At 57.0% G+C, this 18,574-nt stretch carries 17 protein-coding genes; 2 read left to right on the top strand and 15 right to left on the bottom strand.

Features of this window, described 5'->3' with window-relative positions:
• Positions 1 to 494: 494 nt before the first annotated feature.
• The 12 genes from rodA to JZM60_RS10590 all read right to left on the bottom strand — a co-directional run bounded on the left by rodA (position 495) and on the right by JZM60_RS10590 (position 12,393).
• Positions 495 to 1,595, bottom strand: a complete 1,101-nt coding sequence (rodA, locus tag JZM60_RS10645; RefSeq protein ID WP_207162440.1) for a rod shape-determining protein RodA — start codon at positions 1,593 to 1,595, stop codon at positions 495 to 497.
• Positions 1,592 to 3,520: a penicillin-binding protein 2 gene (gene mrdA / locus JZM60_RS10640; RefSeq protein ID WP_207162438.1), complete on the bottom strand. Its 1,929-nt coding sequence runs from the start codon at positions 3,518 to 3,520 to the stop codon at positions 1,592 to 1,594. The genes rodA and mrdA overlap by 4 nt, the downstream gene beginning before the upstream one ends.
• A complete protein-coding gene (gene mreD, locus JZM60_RS10635) occupies positions 3,517 to 4,002 on the bottom strand; it encodes a rod shape-determining protein MreD (RefSeq protein ID WP_207162436.1) in 486 nt (161 codons plus the stop codon). Before mreD ends, mrdA begins: the two co-directional genes overlap by 4 nt.
• The gene (gene mreC, locus JZM60_RS10630) at positions 3,999 to 4,820 is read right to left on the bottom strand and encodes a rod shape-determining protein MreC (RefSeq protein WP_207162432.1); all 822 of its coding nucleotides are present in this window, start codon (positions 4,818 to 4,820) and stop codon (positions 3,999 to 4,001) included. The genes mreD and mreC overlap by 4 nt, the downstream gene beginning before the upstream one ends.
• A 111-nt stretch (positions 4,821 to 4,931) precedes the next feature.
• Positions 4,932 to 5,420 (bottom strand): dTDP-4-dehydrorhamnose 3,5-epimerase family protein, encoded by a 489-nt coding sequence (locus JZM60_RS10625; RefSeq protein WP_207162429.1) that lies wholly within the window; start codon positions 5,418 to 5,420, stop codon positions 4,932 to 4,934.
• Positions 5,404 to 6,312 (bottom strand): glucose-1-phosphate thymidylyltransferase RfbA, encoded by a 909-nt coding sequence (gene rfbA, locus JZM60_RS10620; RefSeq protein WP_207162426.1) that lies wholly within the window; start codon positions 6,310 to 6,312, stop codon positions 5,404 to 5,406. The genes JZM60_RS10625 and rfbA overlap by 17 nt, the downstream gene beginning before the upstream one ends.
• A gap of 115 nt (positions 6,313 to 6,427) precedes the next feature.
• Positions 6,428 to 7,012 carry a D-glycero-beta-D-manno-heptose 1,7-bisphosphate 7-phosphatase gene (gene gmhB / locus JZM60_RS10615; protein ID WP_207162423.1) on the bottom strand — a complete coding sequence of 195 codons (585 nt, stop codon included), beginning with the start codon at positions 7,010 to 7,012 and terminating at the stop codon, positions 6,428 to 6,430.
• Positions 6,993 to 8,465, bottom strand: coding sequence for a D-glycero-beta-D-manno-heptose-7-phosphate kinase (rfaE1, locus tag JZM60_RS10610; RefSeq protein ID WP_207162420.1), 1,473 nt, complete (start codon positions 8,463 to 8,465; stop codon positions 6,993 to 6,995). Before rfaE1 ends, gmhB begins: the two co-directional genes overlap by 20 nt.
• Positions 8,466 to 8,540: 75 nt before the next feature.
• Positions 8,541 to 9,488: a GSU2086 family protein gene (locus JZM60_RS10605; RefSeq protein ID WP_207162415.1), complete on the bottom strand. Its 948-nt coding sequence runs from the start codon at positions 9,486 to 9,488 to the stop codon at positions 8,541 to 8,543.
• Complete coding sequence (locus tag JZM60_RS10600; protein ID WP_207162414.1) at positions 9,485 to 10,054, bottom strand: D-sedoheptulose 7-phosphate isomerase; 570 nt, start codon at positions 10,052 to 10,054, stop codon at positions 9,485 to 9,487. The genes JZM60_RS10605 and JZM60_RS10600 overlap by 4 nt, the downstream gene beginning before the upstream one ends.
• A 70-nt stretch (positions 10,055 to 10,124) precedes the next feature.
• Positions 10,125 to 11,180 carry a glycosyltransferase family 2 protein gene (locus JZM60_RS10595; protein WP_207162413.1) on the bottom strand — a complete coding sequence of 352 codons (1,056 nt, stop codon included), beginning with the start codon at positions 11,178 to 11,180 and terminating at the stop codon, positions 10,125 to 10,127.
• 169 nt (positions 11,181 to 11,349) lie between these two features.
• The gene (locus JZM60_RS10590) at positions 11,350 to 12,393 is read right to left on the bottom strand and encodes a rod shape-determining protein (RefSeq protein WP_207162411.1); all 1,044 of its coding nucleotides are present in this window, start codon (positions 12,391 to 12,393) and stop codon (positions 11,350 to 11,352) included.
• A gap of 200 nt (positions 12,394 to 12,593) precedes the next feature.
• On the opposite strand from JZM60_RS10590, the gene JZM60_RS10585 reads away from it, so the two are divergent.
• Both JZM60_RS10585 and JZM60_RS10580 read left to right on the top strand, forming a co-directional pair.
• Positions 12,594 to 14,180 carry a peptidylprolyl isomerase gene (locus tag JZM60_RS10585; protein ID WP_207162410.1) on the top strand — a complete coding sequence of 529 codons (1,587 nt, stop codon included), beginning with the start codon at positions 12,594 to 12,596 and terminating at the stop codon, positions 14,178 to 14,180.
• 43 nt (positions 14,181 to 14,223) lie between these two features.
• A complete protein-coding gene (locus JZM60_RS10580) occupies positions 14,224 to 15,114 on the top strand; it encodes a phosphoribosylaminoimidazolesuccinocarboxamide synthase (RefSeq protein ID WP_207162409.1) in 891 nt (296 codons plus the stop codon).
• Between the two features lie 114 nt (positions 15,115 to 15,228).
• Here JZM60_RS10580 and JZM60_RS10575 read toward each other — a convergent pair whose 3' ends face one another.
• The 3 genes from JZM60_RS10575 to JZM60_RS16925 form a co-directional block, all read right to left on the bottom strand.
• Complete coding sequence (locus JZM60_RS10575) at positions 15,229 to 15,795, bottom strand: hypothetical protein (protein ID WP_207162407.1); 567 nt, start codon at positions 15,793 to 15,795, stop codon at positions 15,229 to 15,231.
• Positions 15,782 to 16,915 carry a helix-turn-helix domain-containing protein gene (locus tag JZM60_RS10570; RefSeq protein ID WP_207162405.1) on the bottom strand — a complete coding sequence of 378 codons (1,134 nt, stop codon included), beginning with the start codon at positions 16,913 to 16,915 and terminating at the stop codon, positions 15,782 to 15,784. The genes JZM60_RS10575 and JZM60_RS10570 overlap by 14 nt, the downstream gene beginning before the upstream one ends.
• A 64-nt stretch (positions 16,916 to 16,979) precedes the next feature.
• Positions 16,980 to 18,572, bottom strand: coding sequence for a restriction endonuclease subunit S (locus JZM60_RS16925; RefSeq protein ID WP_420907839.1), 1,593 nt, complete (start codon positions 18,570 to 18,572; stop codon positions 16,980 to 16,982).
• Positions 18,573 to 18,574 lie beyond the last annotated feature (2 nt).

Genomic DNA, 18,574 nt, shown 5'->3' with positions numbered 1-18,574 from the left:
CGTTACGAACCAAATTAGCAATGAAAAACTACGGAATGCAAAGTTAATATTTTGACACTTCAACATCGACCATCAATCTAAAGGCCCGGAATCGTAGAATTTTTTACGGCACACCCCTGAAACCATCCTCGGCTGCCACGTAATTTTACTCATCATGCCGTCAAATAACCGAACACCCAGTGAAATAACCTACTATCATTCCTCCGTATCCGAAAAAAAAGTGGCCGGTTCCATCAAAAGACCCCTGTATTTCAAGACACATCCGGAAATGTCCCAGCCGGCGCCACAATTAATGACTGTTAAGATGATGTATAAGTTGCAACCTTCGGTCCCAAAAAAGACCCTCCGGATAACCCCGGCAAAAACTGCTGCCCGGCTATTCTAAAGGCCCGATTGGACAGCTTGCAGCATGGGTGGTAAAGTGCGGCGAATTAAAGGGATTGGGATTTAAGGGGGCATGAACCGCCCCCGGGAAGAATACCGGGAGAAGAGCGCTAGAACATAAATCTCCGCATGCTGATGTTTAGCAGTATCCCCACTCCTATCATGGAGGTAACCATGGAAGTGCCCCCGTAGGAAAATAGCGGGAGGGGAACGCCGACAACGGGGAAAACCCCAATCACCATGCCGATATTTATGATTGTATGCCAGAAAAGCATGGCCGTTACCCCGACAGCCATAAGACTGCCGAAGCGGTCGTTACACCTGCCGGCAATATGCAGCCCCCAGAAAATAAGGAAAAGATATAGGAGCAGCAGTATCAAGCACCCAAGGAATCCCCACTCTTCAGCAAAAACTGAAAATGCAAAATCAGTATGCTGCTCAGGAAGAAAGCGGAGCTGAGTCTGGGTGCCCAAGGTGAACCCTTTGCCTAATAGCCCCCCGGAACCGACTGCTATCTTGCTCTGAATGATGTGATAGCCCGTTCCAAGAGGGTCGCGCTCCGGATTGATGAAGTTAAGTACCCTGTTTTTCTGATAATCACGCAAAAAGTAGTGCCAACCCAGGTATATCGCAGGAATGGTCGCCAACAGGCAGGTCACGAGCGCCGACAGACGCACGCCCACATAGGCAATCATGGAGCAGGCGATGAGAATGACAACGATTGCAGTTCCCAGGTCCGGCTGCTTCATAATAAGAATTGCAGGCCCCCCTATAAAGAGGAGCGGATATATGAGGTCCCTCAGGGTAAAGCCGTCAACGGCCGGATATTTGGAAAGAAACCGTGCCAGGGTCATAATCATGACCACCTTCATCGGTTCGGAAGGCTGGATACTGAAAAAACCGAGATTAAGCCAGCGGGTGGCCCCCATGGACGTTTTCCCCATCAGGAGGACAACCACCAGCACAACACAAAGAATCCCATAGAACCAGTAAGCTACATCCTCCAGCAAATGGTAATCGAGACTACAGGCCAGAAGCACCAGGATAAGGCCGGCAACTATCCAGTAGAACTGCTTGATGTAATAGGGTGCCCCCGCAATGTTGTATGAAGCGGATGCACTGTAGATATTGATTACCCCGATAGCGCTTATGAGGAACACAAGAACCAGGAGCGTCCAGTCGAAGTTTGTAAAAAGCCGGCGATCGATCATTGTTCTTCCTGTCCCGGTTGTGCATCGTCCGGCCCCGATGCCGGAGATTCCACACCGGCCGGCTCTTCCAATGCCTGTTTGGGGCCTGTCTTTGCGGGGTTTCTGACAATACCCTTCCCCTCGAAATAGGCGCGGAGAATGCTCCCCGCTATGGGCGCAGCAGCGGAACCGCCGTGTTCACCATGCTCGATCACGACCGCCACGGCAACCTCGGGCTTTTCGTAGGGAGCAAAGGCGACAAATAATGCATGGTCCCGGTACTGATAAGGGATTCCACCTTTCCTGTCGCGGAGTTTCACCACCTGCGATGTACCGGTCTTGCCCGCCACGCGCACATTATAAACCCGCGCCTGGCCGCCGGTCCCCCCCGCGTCGTTTACCACGGCGGAAAGCCCCTCCTTAACCAGCCTGAAACTCCGGGAACTGATTCCTGAACGGTTGAGTATCTCCGGCTTGAACTCCTTGAGAACCCGGCCATCCCGGTCGATTATGCGTTTGACGAGATGGGGCCGGTACACCGTCCCGTCGGTGGCAACGGAAGCGATCATGGAAGCCAGCTGAATGGGGGTCATGAGAACGTATCCCTGGCCAATGGATGCCGGCAGGGTGTCTCCGGGCAGCCATTTTTTCTTGTGCCGCTTCTGCTTCCACTCCGAAGTGGGAATGAGCCCACCCTTTTCATTATCGAGGCCGACCCCCATGGGCGCCCCCAGGGACAACGCCCTCGAATAGGCAGCAATCTTGTCGATTCCGAGCTTTTCGCCCAACTGGTAAAAATAAACGTCGCACGACTCCTTCAGTGCGCGCTTAAGATTCACCGTACCGTGCCCCTTCCGGTCCCAGCAGCCGAACTTGCTCCCCCCGAGGGTATAGGAGCCTTTGCAGACAACCGAGCTATGCTCGTTGATAATCCCTTCTTCGAGCCCCGCCAGAGCAGTTATGATTTTGAAGGTGGAACCTGGCGGATACTGCCCCTTGAGAGCTTTGTTCTCCAGGGGATGGCGTTTGTCCTCCAGGTATTCCGCCCATTTCTCGGGAGGCATCCGCCCGGCAAAGAGCGCGGGATCGAAATCGGGATTACTGGCGAACGCCAGGATCTCGCCGGTGTTCACGTCAAGAACCACGGCCGCACCGGCTTGCTCGCCGAAGCTCTGTTCTGCCCTCTTCTGGAGTTCGCCATCGATGGTCAGAACAAGGCTCGAACCGACTACGGGCGGATTTTCCGAAATTGTTCTCAGAATCCGGCCACGGGCATCCACTTCAATCTGCCTTCCGCCATCCTTGCCATGGAGCAACTCTTCCCAACTTTTCTCGATGCCGCTTTTACCGATATAATCGCCGGAATTATAACCGGCGTACCCCGCAGATTTCAGTTCCTCATCGGAGATTTCCCCAATGTAGCCCAGCAGATGGGAAGCGAGCTCTCCCACCTCGTACTGCCGAACCGGCTTCACCTCAATCTCGATTCCGGGGAGCCAGAGCCTCTTCTCCTCCAGGAGTTCAAGCTGGTCGCGGGTAATCCCGGACGCAAGGACAATTGGATAGTAACGGGCGCGCCCCTTCCCCTTCTCCCATTTTTCCAGCAACTCGGCGCGGTCGATTCCGAGATACGCAGACAACTGGTTCAACAGCGCATCCCTATCCCTCACCTCCTGGGGAATGACGGCAACGCTGAAGGAAGGGCGGTTGCTTACCAGAACAGCACCGTTGCGGTCGAAGATGGTTCCTCGGGAAGCCGCTACCGGAACCAGACGCAGACGATTGCTTTCCGACTTGTTCTGGAAGTCCTCCGCTTTAACGATCTGGAGATACCACAACCGTGTCAGGAGCAGAAAAAAAAGCGCCGCCACAAAACATGACAGGATAATGACCTGCCGTTGTTTGCGAGGCTCGTGGGTTTGCCTGATCAGGATCTTGTCGCTCATCGCGTCTCACCGATACGCGCCAAAGGCGAGAAGGTAAAGATGACCGAAGCAACGAGGGCATTCACAAGCGCCTGGGGAATCAGGCTTTCAAGGAGAGGGGCGTAAATGCCTTGGGCCGCGGAAAAAAGAAACAGCAGTAGCAGATTGAGAAAACCGTTAACGATGGTTGTGGAAAAGACGCCGAGAATCATTAACGAACGGCGGTCCGTGAAGAGACGGTCTGCCACCATGGTGAGCCCGAGGAAAATGATTAAATAGGAAAAACCGTTCAATCCGAGATAGAGGCCGCTGAAGCTGTCCTGCACAAGACCGAGGGCATAGGCAAGCGTTCCCCAGGCGGCTCCCTCCCGCAACCCCATATATACCACGAAAATAATGAGAAAATTCGGCTTGAACGGATCGGCAATATAGGCCGGGAAAAGGGTCACCTGAAGAACAAGCGCCGCGAAAACGAGAATGGCATACCAAAGAAACTTGATCATGGCGCCTTCTGCAACATGACGAGAACTTCCTCAAGCTTAGCCATATTCACTGCCGGCCGGATGGTGATGGTCTGGAAGATGCCGTACTCCCCCTTCCTCACCATGGTCACCTCGCCGATGACAAGTCCCTTGGGGAAGATGCCGCCGATGCCGGAGGTAACCACCACGTCACCGACCTTCACATCCTCCTCCCGGAGCGAGAATTCAAGTGAGCAGAGCCCGCCCCCCTTCCCTTTCACCACCCCGCGAGCCCGTGAACGCTGCACCACGGAAGCAATGCCGCTGGCATTATCGGTAAGCAGCAGCACGCGGGAGCTTCCGGCCGCCACCTTTACCACCTGGCCGACAACCCCGTTGGCCGCCATCACCGGCATTCCCTCCTGGAGACCATCCACGGCACCCCGGTTTATGACCAGGGTCTTGAACCAGGGAGAACTGTCTTCGCCGATAACCGTGGCTGCGACAGAAGGAGCGCGCTGGATTGCCTTCAGTTCGAGGAGTTGCCTCAGGCGCTGATTCTCGTGCAGCGCTTCGCCGTTCTCTATCAGACGGGAGTTGAGGACTTTCACCGCATCGCGCAGTTGCTTGTTCTCCTCCCGCACATTGACCAAATCAATGTAATCGTTCCACACATTGGAGAAAAACCCGCCGACTCCGGCTCCAACGTTATAAACCGGGGAGAAAACGTCAAGAACCATTATTTCGAAACCGCTTGCGTTCTCCTTATCCCTCAGGCTGAGAGAATAGAAGGCAAGGGCCGCCAACAAAGCCGCGCCGGTTAGCAGATAGAACCGATATTTCCTGATAAGTTCAAGCATGGGGTGATATTCTGGCCGTGTAAACCGCACACGGAACGTTCGGCCGGCATGGATAATTCAATGGTTCATCGGTGTCCGGGCAATCAGGACGACGGCGCCGGAACCACGGCATCAGTCAAGAGCAAAGGGCGACCCTTCAACCTCTTCGTGCCGAATCTCATCCACCGGGCACTTTTTCCCTTCTCCGGCATAGAGGCGGTTCGGTGCATTGAACACAATCCCATTCTCGCCACCGATATTCTTATAGGCATGAACTACGCCCGGCGGCACAATCACGGCCAGCGGCGAATCGATGCCGGCATACATGACCTGCTTCGTACCGAAGGTGGGAGAGTCCGGCCGGCTGTCCCAGAGATACACTTTGAAATTTGACGGGCCGATAAAGCAGAACCAGTCGGTCTGGTCCACATGCTCATGGGGCCCCCGGGCCACGCCGGGCTGGGTCATGGAGAGATAGGCCATAGCCGGCATGACGGCGGGGTCGGCCTCATCGCTGCGGAACAGTTCCGCGAGCCAGCCCCGCTCATCCAGAAATTTAGTCAGGGGACGTACCACGACATCGTGGATCTTCCCTTTCTTGAACTCAGGAAAGCTTTGCATCATTCCTCCCGCCGCACAGCCCGGTTTCGTTGTAAACCCTGACCAGATATTCCCGGTACGATGATTTTGGAGTAGACTCTATCACCTCTGCCATCTTCCGGCAGTCGATATACCCCATACGCAGGGCAATTTCTTCGAGGCAGGCGATCTTAAGGCCCTGGCGGGCCTCCAGGGTTCCGATAAAGTGAGATGCTTCCAAAAGGCTCTGGTGAGTGCCCGTGTCGAGCCAGGCGATTCCCCGCCCCAACTTCTCCACCATAAGTTCGCCCCTGCGCAGGTACTCCAGGTTCACGTCGGTGATCTCCAGCTCTCCCCGCGGAGAGGGGGTCAGGTTGCGTGCGATCTCAGAAACCTTGCCGTCATAAAGGTAAAGCCCCGGCACGGCGTAGTTGCTCCTGGGCGCTGACGGCTTCTCCTCGATGTCTACGGCCCTGCCGGCAGCATCGAACTCCACGACACCGTAACGCTCGGGGTCGTTGACATAGTAGCCGAAGATGAGCGCCCCGCCGGAAAACTCCCGCACGGCCATGTCCAGCCCCATCTTGCCATAGAATATGTTATCGCCGAGGATGAGACAGACCGGGTCTCCGGCGATGAACTCCTCTCCCACGAGGAATGCCTGGGCGATGCCCTTCGGCTCGGGCTGCACCTTGTACGTGATCCGGATGCCCCAGCGGGAACCGTCCCCCAGGAGCGCCTGGAAGCGGGGGGTATCGAGGGGAGTGGAGATGATGAGGATATCGCTGATCCCGGCCATCATGAGGGTGGCAAGGGGATAGTAGATCATCGGCTTGTCGTAGACCGGCTGCAACTGTTTGCTGGAGACAAGCGTGAGCGGGTAGAGTCGGCTGCCGGCCCCCCCCGCAAGGATGATACCTTTTTTGATGGCCATTTATGACTCCGTAACTTGTTGAATCGAAAAAAAACCTTCTGAAAAGCGCTTATAGCACAGCACCGGGAAAAGCGTCAAACCGTAACTACCGCCCTTGCGCGCGGGCTTTCGCCCGTCAGTCCCGCCGATGAGCGAGAATCGTCCGGGCTGCCGCCGGGAGGTCGTCACAAACCGTTACACCGGGCGGCACGAGGCCGGCCTCGGAGGCACCGTAGCCGGTCCTGACCATGATGGGTCGGCAACCGGCGGCCAGGCCCGCCGCCACGTCCGCCCCCTTATCCCCCACAATCCAGGAACGGGAAAGGTCTATTCCAAGGTCCTCGGCCGCCGCGAGAAGCATGCCGGGGAGCGGCTTGCGGCACGCGCATTCGGTGCGGTACGGACCGATGCCGTGATGGGGGTGGTGTGGGCAGAGGTAGTAAGCGTCGATGGAGGCCCCGACCGTTGCCAGCTCCCGGTCCACAAAGCGGTGGAGCCGATGGACCGCCGCCTCGTCGTAATAGCCGCGAGCCACTCCCGACTGGTTCGTCACCACCACCACCAGGTACCCGGCCTCCTTCAGTATCCGGATCGCCTCCGGAACCCCGGGGATGAATTCGAACTCCTCGGACCGGTGGAGATACTCCTTCTCCACGTTGATGGTGCCGTCCCGGTCGAGGAATACGGCGGCTCTCCCGGCCTTACTCTTCACCGTAGGCATTTAGTATCTTCTCGATTATGTTCGTGGTGGAGCGGCCATCCACGAAGGTCACCAGTTCCACCCTGCCCCCGTAGGATTCCACCACATCCTTCCCGACTACCCCTTCCGGCGTGTAGTCTCCCCCCTTGACAAGCACCGCCGGCCTCAGGGTTTCGATGAGCCGCAGCGGGGTATCCTCGTCAAAAATCACCACATAGTCGATGCAGTCCAGGGCCGCCAGAATGTGCGCCCGCTCGGCCTCGCCGATGAGCGGCCGCTTCTCCCCCTTGAGCCTGCGCACCGAAGCATCGCTGTTGAGCCCCAGAATCAGTATGTCCCCGAAGCTCTTGGCCTTCTGCAGGTACTTCACATGCCCCACGTGGAGGAGGTCAAAACAGCCATTGGTGAAGGCAATCCTCTTGCCCCTCCCCTTTTCAGCCTCGATTATCCCTGCCAGGACGTCCAGGTTCTTGATCTTGGCATCGCTATCGTAATGCTGGAACCCCATGGAGCCAACAATCTCGGCAGGCGACACCGTAGAGGTTCCCACTTTACCGACCGCAATCCCGGCCGCCGCGTTGGCGAGGCGCGCCGCATCGGCGAATTCCGCGCCGCAGGCAAGGGCAAGCCCTAGCACGGCCAAAACAGTGTCGCCGGCACCGGTAACATCAAAGACCTCCCGGGCAAAGGTTGGGATATTGACCACGCCGCCATCCCGCAGGAACAGGGACATCCCCTCCTCGCTCCGCGTGATGACCAGCGCCGTAAGGTCTGCTTCCTCCAGAAGCCGAGCGCCGGCTTTACGGAGGCTCTCCTCGTCGCGAATGGCAAAGCCCGATGCAGTCTCGGCCTCCTTCCGGTTCGGAGTTAGGAGCGTGGCGCCCCGGTACTTGGCGTAGTCGTTCCCCTTGGGGTCCACAACCACCGGGATCTTCCGCTCACGGGCAAAGTCGATTACCGCGGCCAAAAGCGTAGGAGTGAGAACTCCCTTGAGATAATCCGAAATGAGGATGACATTGAACCGTGCCCCCTGCTCCCGGAGGAAACCGATGATTTTCTCCTCGAAACCGGCCCCTATGGGATCACGGGATTCCCTGTCGATACGGACTATCTGCTGGTTGGCCGCCACTACCCGCGTCTTGCGGCTCGTGGTTCGCAGCGGGTCCTCGAAGATCCCCGAAACATCGATACCCTTGCCGGAGAAAGCATGAAGGAGTATCGTCCCGTTGTCGTCCCCACCCACGACGCTGGCCACGCTCACCCGGCACCCAAGAGCCACCAGGTTGTTCGCCACGTTGCCGGCGCCGCCGATGCGGACCTCCTCGCGGGTCACATCCAGAACCTGAACCGGGGCCTCGGGGGAGATTCGCTCGGCCCGCCCCCAGAGGTACTCGTCAAGCATCAGGTCGCCGATCACAAGGGCTTCCACATCACGGGAACGGGCGAAAAGCGACTCGAGTTCTTTGCGTTCCATACGGCCTCTCTTCTATTACGGGCTAATCAGCACGGGATGCCCTGATCGGGCGGACTCCAGGCCGGCCCGGGCGTTTCAGTTCATCCGGTCCATAATCGCTGCGGCAAGGAGCGGGATCATGATCTCGTGATGGCCGGTTACGGTGTAACCCCGCCCCTTCCCGGACGTGGGACGCTTCACCACGTTCTGCAGAGGGCGGTAGTGCTGCTGCATATCGAAGTTGGCGGTTGAGAAATGATCCACGTGGTGTCCCAGGTTCTGGGCAATGGACAGCGCCTTGAGAAAAACTTCTGGGAGCAGCACGGCACTCCCCACATTCAGATACACTCCGCCATCGCCCAGATCGGCCACTTCGGAAGTGAAAAGCCTGAAATCCCTGAAGGTGGCCTCGCCAATCACCGCGCCGTCAGCGGCAGGGTGCTGATGTATGATGTCGGTGCCGATGGCCACATGGACCGTTACCGGGATGTCCCGCTCCACGCACGTGGCCATGAGGCTCCACTCCCTGAAGGGATTTCCATTCTCGATAATGAACCGGCCCACCGACTCGCCGTAACCCATGCCCCTGGCGATCCCCTCCTTCAGGGCGCGGTTGATGTCCCGCCCGGTCTCCTCGGCCATGCCGAAGGTGCCGCAGTGGAGAACCGCCCCCACATCCTCGCTGGTCTCTCCGATGAGTGACAATTCGTAGTCATGGATGGAACCGGCACCGTTCAGGGCCACCGCAGTAATAACATCTTCTTCAATGAGCTTTTTCAAAACCGGCTGGAGACCGCATTTGATCACATGGGCGCCCATGGCGAGAATTACCGGCTTTCCCTTCGAGCGGGCCGCCACAATGGCATCGGCGACTCCGATGAGTGATTCGGCTCCCAGTTGCCGGGGGAGGACATTCAACAGGCCGGCAACGCTCATGCCGGCATTAACCGCACCGGCGAAATCGTTGCGGATACTCACCTTGTTCTTTCGCTCGGCGATGGGATAGGTAGACACTCCGGAGAAATCCATTGGCTGGTATTTCATGAAAACAACCCCTTTTCCACCAGATCGCAGACAATGTGAATAATGGTGATATGCCCCTCCTGGATGCGGGGGGTGTCCGAACTCGGCACAGTGAGGTCGAGATCGACGAGGTCCTTGATAGTTCCCCCATCGCGCCCCAGGAGCCCGACGGTGAGGCAACCCCGGTCGTTGGCGAGCGCAAGCGCTTCGTGCACATTCTTCGACGAACCGCTGGTGGAGAGGCCCACCACCACGTCACCCTCATCGGCCAGGGCCTCCACCTGACGGCGGAAAATGGCGTCGAAACCGTAATCGTTGCCGATGGCGGTAAGAATCGATGTATCGGTGGTCAGGGCCACTGCCGGCAGCCCCCGGCGCTCCATCTTGAAGCGGCCGACAATCTCGGCGGCGAAGTGCTGTGCATCTGCCGCAGAACCTCCGTTGCCCATTACGAGCAGCTTTTTCCCGTCACCGAGGGCTTTGGCCAGCATCCCGGCAAAGGTGGCAATTCCCGGCGCAAGCTCACGCTCCATGGTCTCCATCAACTCCCGGTGCGAACGGAGCTGGGCCTTAATCTCCTCAATCATCGCATTCTCCTGAAACGGCATAGTCACACTTGTCCAATCTATCCGAATCTAAAACAGGTGTCACCAGCTTTCAGCGGTAAAGAGCCTCTCTGCGCTGCCTGACCGCGCCTTCTAGCCAGTTGAAAGGCTTTGCTCCGGACACCCCGGGGATGGACAAGCCGTCAAAACCGGCGATAATCGCCGTATCGCCACGACTTGCCAACAGGTTTCCGGTAATCTTGGAGATCTCGCCCGTCGCGAAAAAGCGGGGGAGAAGCACCATGTCGATATTCCGGTGAAGCGCCGCATATCCGGCTTCCGCAAGGAGCTTATGCACCTTGGGATGGACAATTACGGTAAAGCGGCATCCCATCCTGGCACCATCCCTGATGATGTCGAGTTTTGGAATAACCGACTCCGGCTCGGCATCCTTGGGGAAATAGACGCAGAAGGCATCCTCCCGCCCCCACCTGGTCTCGCAGATTTCGGCACTGCGCCTCTTTCTTTCCTCCCGGCGGGTAACGGATCCGAAGACAACCTCATCGGCATAGGTCACCGGCACACCATCGACGGCAAACGTCAGAAAACCGTTCCTGAAAGCGCGGCGAGAGTAATCCTTGAGGCACCAGAGCCCGCCGTCAAGCTCTTCATCAAAGCCCCCCTGGCGCTCCACAAGCTCTTTTCGGAGAAGAAGGGACGCGAAGGACCCATGGGAGGCTTCGGCGACCGTACCGGAAGTGGCGGCGGACCGCCGTCTCCGTCCCCGGGCACCCTCAAGCTCCAGCCGCGGCACGATGATTCCCGCATCAGAGCGGGAGTTGGCCAGCTCAATCATCGGCTCCAGCCACCCCTCCGCAACGAGGGTCGTGTTCTGGACGACCACCGCATAGGGTGCCTCAACCTGCGAAAGGCCGCGGTTCACCGCCTTGACGAACCCTTGGTTGGCGCTGGTCTTGAGGAAAAGCGCCCGCTCGCAGAGTATCTCGGCAAACTCCTCCAGAAGCCGCTCGGTTTCGCGGTCGCTGCCATTGTCAATAAGGATGAACCTGGCGGAAGGGGTTGCATCAATCAGGGTAACAAGGCAGTTGCGGGTTTCAACCGGCCTGTTCCAGACGGGAATAAGAATGTCGACATCGAAGGGTGTCATGGGAAATAGTCACGCCTGTGGATAGGAGCGTTGAACAACGGGTCGAAAAAACAAGCAAACCGCACGGACAAAGCGCCGGGCGAGGCAGCTTGACCTCGCCGGCACCTCGTCGATGCGGCTTATAACTGGTATGTCCCCCGCACCGGATAGTGCGGCGGACAGGGATACGTCAGGAAGAAACGGCCACCCGCCGGAGCAGGTTCAACTCGTCGAGTACTTTACCCGATCCGAGGACGACACAGGAAAGCGGGTCCTCTGCGGTTACGACCGGCAGGCCGGTCTCCTCGCGAAGGAGGGCGTCCAGGTTGCGCAACAACGCTCCGCCCCCCGCCAGGACGATTCCCTTGTCGACGATATCGGCAGCCAGTTCGGGGGGAGTCCGCTCAAGACAGATCTTAACCGCATCCACGATGGCATTGACCGGCTCGGACAGGGCCTCGCGAATCTCATCGGAATTTATCACCACCGTTTTCGGGATGCCGGAAACCAGGTCGCGTCCCTTCACTTCCATGGGGCGCACATCGCCCAGGGAATAGGCCTCGCCGATCTCGATCTTGATGAGCTCGGCGGTGCGGTCGCCGATGAGGAGGTTATATTTGCGCTTGATGTACTGGACGATGGCCTCGTCCATCTTGTCGCCACCCACCCGTACGCTTTTGGTATAAACGATGCCTGCCAGGGAGATAACCGCCACCTCGGTGGTGCCCCCGCCGATGTCGACGATCATGTTGCCGGAAGCTTCGGTAATCGGCAGCCCGGCTCCGATGGCAGCCGCCATGGGCTCCTCGATGAGGTATACTTCCCGGGCACCGGCCGACTCCGCCGATTCCTTCACGGCCCGTTTCTCCACCTGGGTGATGCCCGACGGGACGCAGATGACGATGCGGGGACGGACCAGGGTCTTGCGGTTGTGCACCTTATGGATGAAGTAGCGGAGCATCTCCTCGGTAATATCGAAGTCGGCGATGACCCCGTCTTTCATGGGGCGGATGGCGGTAATGCTCCCCGGCGTCCGGCCGAGCATCTTCTTGGCTTCCATGCCGACGGCAAGAACCTTCTGCTGGCCGCTGTTCATCTTCTGGACGGCCACCACCGACGGTTCGCGAACCACGATACCCTTCCCCTTGAGGTAGACGAGGGTATTGGCGGTTCCGAGGTCAATGGCCAAATCGTTGGAGAAAAGCCCGAAGAGGGCATCAAATATCTTAAGCATGCGCTAATCCCTTTCATCACGCGCTAAAATGAGCTTTTTCGAAGCGTTGCATCCTAGCAGAAATGGCCTATGCGCGCAAGGGGGAAAAGCTGGGCAAGTTGTATTCATGTTGCTTTTGGCAGGCAGGTTATAGTACTATGCGAACCCATTGTTTCACGGGATATAACACCGATTTCTGCGACGCAAAGGAGTTTCCTCGAATGCTCGGCATTATGCGTAAGTACAAGCAGTCGATTGTCATCAAGGTGGTATTCGGCATCATCGTCCTCAGCTTCATCGGCACCATTTTCCTGGTTTGGGGAAGGGGTGATGAAGGGCTCACTCCGTCGAGCTATGCCATCAAGATCGACCGCACTAAAATCAGCTATGAGGATTTCCAGCGGAGTTTCTACCGTCTGCGTGACATATATGCACAAATTTACGGACCGGCCCTCACCCCGGAAGTGGAGAAACAGCTCAACCTGAAACAACAGGCCATTGACTCCCTGATCGATGCGACCCTCATGCGTAACGCCGCCAAGGACATGGGAATCAAAGTCTCGAAAGACGAGGTCCAGAAGGCAATAGCCGCCATGCCCGCCTTCCAGGCAAACGGGGCATTCAATTCCGATCAGTACTTCCAGGTTCTCAAGGCGAACCGGATCGCCCCCAAGGAGTTCGAGGCAAGCCAGAAAGACGAGCTAATGGTCAAGAAGGCCCAGGATCAGATCAAGGCCAGGGCCCAGGTCACCGACGAGGCGGCCCGGCAGTTCTTCAAGAAGAAGAACGACCGCATCAACCTCCGGTTTGCAGTCTTTTCCCCCGCAGAGGTACAAAGGGAGATCAAGCTTTCCGATCAGGAACTGACCGATTACCTGGCCAAAAACCAGAACGCGTTCAAAACCCAGGAACAGATAAGCATATCCTACGTTCTTGCAGACCCGGCCAAGGTGGCCGGAACCGTAACCGTCACCGAAGCGGACATCCAGTCCTGGTATCAGAAGAATATCGATCGCTATCAGGGCAAAGGGGGCATTCTCCCCCTTGCGGAAGTTAAAGAGCAGGTGAAGGCCGACGCGCTTCGGTTCCATGCGGGGCAGAAGGCTTACGAACTGGCCGCAGCATCCCTGAACAAAAACAAGGCAGCGGGGAATCTGGCCTCCGTGGCCCGCGAACTGGGTTCAGCCGTTACTGAAACGCAACTGTTCACCGCACAGAATCCCGCACCGGCGCTTGCCGGTGAAAAGGATCTGTTGACACGGGCATTTCTCCTCAAGCCGAACGAGCTGGCAGGCCCGGTGGAAACTTCAAAAGGGATTTACATCCTGAAACTCAAGGAGCGTAAACCTGCCGACGTCCCCCCCCTGTCCCAGATTCGCGCCAAAGTCGAAGAAAAAGCCAAAGCCGCGAAAGCTTTGGAACTGGCCAGGAAAAAGGCCGAAGACGCCCAGGCGAAGCTTGCCAAAGGGGACTCCGCCGGCCTGGCACTGAAAGAGACCGGAAGCTTTGCCTTCGATGCCAAGGGGAATATTCCCGTGGCGGGAATCTCCCCCGAACTTATGGAATCGGCCTTCGCGCTGACACCACAGGCTCCTTCTCCCAAAACTCCGGTTAAAATCGGCAACAGCTGGATCGCTTACAGCCTCAAGGAGCGTACCGAACTGAACGCTGCCGCCTTCCCTGCCGAGAAAGAGGGAATAAAGCGGGAACTTCTTCCGGTAAAGCAGGAGGAAGAACTTAAAAAGTGGCTCAGGGAATTGCGCGCAAAAGCAAAGATCGAGATAAATCCCGCCCTTCAGGAACAGTAGCGGGCACCATCACAGAAGAATTACGAAAAAAGGAGACTGAGCCATGGCAAATCTGGTTCTCAAGACCGACTTCCCCGACCTGAAACTTGTGGCCCGCGGCAAGGTCCGGGACATCTACGACCTGGGCGAAACGCTGTTGATCGTCACCACCGACCGGATTTCCGCCTTTGACGTTATCATGAACGAGGGGATTCCTGACAAGGGCTACGTGCTGACCCAGATCTCAGCCTTCTGGTTCCGCCAGATGGAAGACATCATCCCGAACCATATCATCTCCACCGAAGTAAAGGACTTCCCGGCCCAGTGCCAGAAGTACGCAGCCGAACTGGAAGGGCGCTCAATGCTGGTAAAGAAGGCAAAGCCCCTCCCCGCGGAATGCATCGTGCGCGGCTACATCTCCGGCTCCGGCTGGAAGGACTACAAGGCAACCGGCGCCATCTGCGGAATCAAGCTCCCCGCAGGACTCGTGGAGTCGGACAAGCTTGAAGAGCCGATTTTCACTCCCTCCTCCAAGGCTGAGATCGGCACCCACGACGAAAACATCACCTTCGATCAGATGGCGGAACTGGTGGGCAAAGATCTGGCTGAAAAAGTCCGTGACGTCACCATCGCCATCTACAAACGGGCCAGGGACATCGCCGACGCCAAGGGTATCATCATTGCCGACACCAAGTTCGAGTACGGCATCTACAACGGCGAACTGATCATCATCGATGAGTGCATGACGCCGGACTCCTCCCGCTTCTGGGCCAAGGACAGCTACAAGCCCGGGGGGGCACAGCCTTCCTTCGACAAACAGTTCCTGCGGGACTACCTGGAGACCCTCGACTGGAACAAAACCGCCCCGGCACCGCCACTTCCCGCAGAGATCGTCAAGAAGACCGGCGAGAAGTACATGGAAGCCCTGGTGCGCCTCACGGGCAAAGGGAAGTAATCTCACCGTACCATACGCAAAAAAGCCCCGGTCTCCGCAGACCGGGGCTTTTTGTTTCTGTTGCCGGAAGATTTTCCCCAACTCCTCAACATGACAATCTTGAATGACACCACATTATCTGCCGGGAGGATCTTCGCCGAATAGCCGCCTGCAATCTGCCCTGAAGTCTTTGGGGCGGTCATTCTGATGGGTCAAATACCCCGCAATCTCCCTCACCTTGTCCATGTCAACATGGCCACAATCCAGCATCAGCTTCAACAATTCCAACGTCTTCATGGTATTGATTCCGAAGTCGCCAGCCAAAGCCAACATATCTGCATCGTCGGTCACGACAGGTACGCCGAGCACGTAGGCATGGGCAAGGACGGTGACATCCACCCGAGACACCCCCGGATATTCGGTTCTGGCATGGTCGAACATGAAGTCGAACGCCTGATCGATTTCCTTTTTCTCTTTCTTTGAGACCTGGAGGCGATGGGAGCGGTTTTCCGCATAATCCGGATCATTGACCCACGGGAACCTGTTACGAAGACGGGGATTCTTGTTGTACTCGGCCTGCAGTCCCTTGATTACATACAAGCAGTACCGCAACTCCCCGAATTCCACCTTGAGGAGCGGTCGAATACTCTGCGCCAACCGGAAATAGACGTTGGTATCAATGAGGATTTTACTTTGCGGCATGGCAAAGCTCCTCATATACGTTCTGGGCGTCGAGGAAAGGTATATTGAGGATGCTTTGAACGAAGCTCGCCGACTTGCGGTGTGTTTTCAGGTACGTTCCGAGTATATCGAAGAAAGGGCTGTTGAAATACTCTCTGGCACAGGCAACATAACGGGAAGCAGAAGGCTCCTTGGTGCCGAACAGAATCTCGCTTACCGGCTTGAACGATTTGTTGAAGTTGGCATTTGCCCCGTGGATGTCAAACTCTAAAGCAGGTTGATTGCTCCATGCAGCAAACTTGTTGATTTCCATGTAAACCGTAACCGGCGAAATCACAAGGCGCTCGGCAACCTCCTTGATACGGTTGACCTGAGCTCCCACAACGGGCAATCGTGACAGCCGGGCATACTCCTTTTCGGCAAGTTCCCTGGGGACCAACAGCGCCCCGGCGAATGCCTCGGCAAAATCCTCTCCGTCGTCTCCCTGAAGCTGCGGGGCAAGCACATGCCCCAGTTCATGGGACATCCAGAACTTGAAGTCGTGCAGCTTACAGTCGAGGTTGAGGTAGATCCAGGTGGTAAGTGACTCGGGGAGATGGATATGGAGGGCGTTTTCGTGCTTGTCCTTGTGCTCCCAGAGCACCGGGATCAGCACCGCATGGAGCCTGCCGAAGAAGTCGATCAGTTTATCGAAATGGATTTCCTCCGCCTCATGCACTCCGACCTCTTCCCGCACCCGTCGAGCCGCCTTGTGCACGTACTCATACTCGTTGACCGGCTTCCGGAGGGTTGCCGGCTGGGCGAGGTCGTCAAACGGAAGATAGGGAACGAGCGTTTCCAGGATGCGCCCCATATCCCTGGCCTGCTCCACGTACTCCGGGGTAATCTTGTGAGCCCCCTTTTTCCGGAAGGCAACGACCGGCTCATTGGGTGCCGGGAGCTTGATAACCAGTTCGGAAAAGGTGAGTTCGAGCAACCGCGCCAGCTTGAGGAGCTTGTCGGGGCGGGGGTACTTCTCCTGCTTGAACCATTGGGAGACGGTTTCGCGGGAGACGCCCAGAGCTTTTGCGAGTGAGGATTGGTTGTGGCCCAGAGCTTCTGCCTGGGACGACAGCTTTTCGATGTTGAGTTTGTTTGTCATGGACAAACTGTATACAGGCCGTCAACTTTTGTCAACCAGGTATACAGTTTTTATCATCAAGAGATTATGCGCGACGGTACCGCGCTCCCCGCCGTTCGCCGGTTTGCCGCACCCTCCCCTCTTCCTTCAGCTGCCGGATTGCCCAGAGCCATTCGGCATCCGTAATGCCGCTGGCGACGGTAACGTCGGCGCGGGAGTAGTCGCGGCCCGGCTGCATGGCAGAGAGGATGCGGTCGGGGATGGTGGGGCCATAGGCGACGGCGGGCTCTGCGGCCAGGGGGAGCGGCTCGGGTTTCGACGTGTACGTCTTTTGGGCCGGACGGGGTGTTACTTTGCTTCGTGGTGCCGGTGCGGATTTCGCCCGCTCCGCCCGTATCCGCTCCAGCAGCACCGATGCCGGCTCATCGGCGGGGTCCCGGGGCACCAGTTCGCCCCGGAAGGCCTTGGCGAGGATTGATTGGGTAAGCCTGTCCACGTGGGCCTTGGCTTTTTGGTAGCGGACTTCGAGCTGGTCGGCCAGGGTGAAGAGGGCTTCGACGCAGCGGACGATTTCGTGTTGTTCGGGGAGAGGGGGGAGAGGAACTCTGACGCTTCGGATGTTATCCAAATTGAGGCCCGGCTTGCCTTGCCCATACGCAGCATCAAGCAACTGCGCCCTACCGTGTGCAGAGCTGACAATGAACAAAAAAAGGAAAGGACTCAGACTTATGTCTTTCAGGCGAACAAGAGCAACATGCTGGCTAACGTAAGCGTCACCGAGATGATCGGAAACCCGGGCTGATTTCGTAACATTTGCACCCGTAATTGTAATAAGGAGATCGTCCTTTTGAATTTTTGTCCGTAGCCCTTCGGTCTGATCCGGCAAACGGACATAAGCTACGTCCGATAGATCGAGAAAATCGGAGTTTATATTCTGGGCACGTATGAAAATCGAACCGGAATCTGCATAGTATTGTGCCCAGCCACGAGAGCCGCTTGTGATCAATGAAGCAAGCTTGCTGACACAGGTTACCTCCCACCCCTCCGGCAACTCCTCCCCCTCACCCCCGTTTTGTAGGGGCAATCCTTGTGATTGCCCTTCTTTTTGGGCGAACACAAGGTTCGCCCCTACACAGTCCGTGTTCTCCTCCCGCCAATCCGTCGTCAGCCGTCCGGAGCAGGCGGCGGCCAGCACCGCCTGGCGGAAGCGCTTGAGGATAAGCGGAATCTTCTCCAGCCGCTTCTGGCTTACGTCCACCTTTACCAGCAGTTCTTCCAGCTTGGCCACGATGCGGCGTTGTTCCTTGAGGGGAGGAAGCGGAACTTTAATTTTGTATATATCTTCGCGGCTTATTCCTGGAATCGCAGACGATTTTTCTTGTTGTCCAAGACAAAGCGACTTCAGATAAAGTGCCCAATATTGCGGTGGCAGTCCAGCTGGGAATTGGTCTATGAAATAAGTGGTATCGATCGGCCAGCAGGGTTGTTGGCTCAAATGAACTTCACCGACAGAACCCTTCCGCCCAATAATTATGGTCGGCCCATGCGTCACAACATCGTCATGCTGACCGACAACACCATTAGACCCATAAACATTGATTTCTCCATGGTTGCGCTTTTCTTGAGGGAGCCCTTTGCCGTACTTGAACTCGAATAATTCGGCAATCGGAACTTTCACCC

Origin of the sequence: Geobacter benzoatilyticus, from assembly GCF_017338855.1 — a bacterium.
Lineage (GTDB): Bacteria > Desulfobacterota > Desulfuromonadia > Geobacterales > Geobacteraceae > Geobacter > Geobacter benzoatilyticus.
The sequence above is the reverse complement of the archived record's forward strand: the minus strand, read 5'-3'. Positions and strand labels throughout refer to the sequence as shown.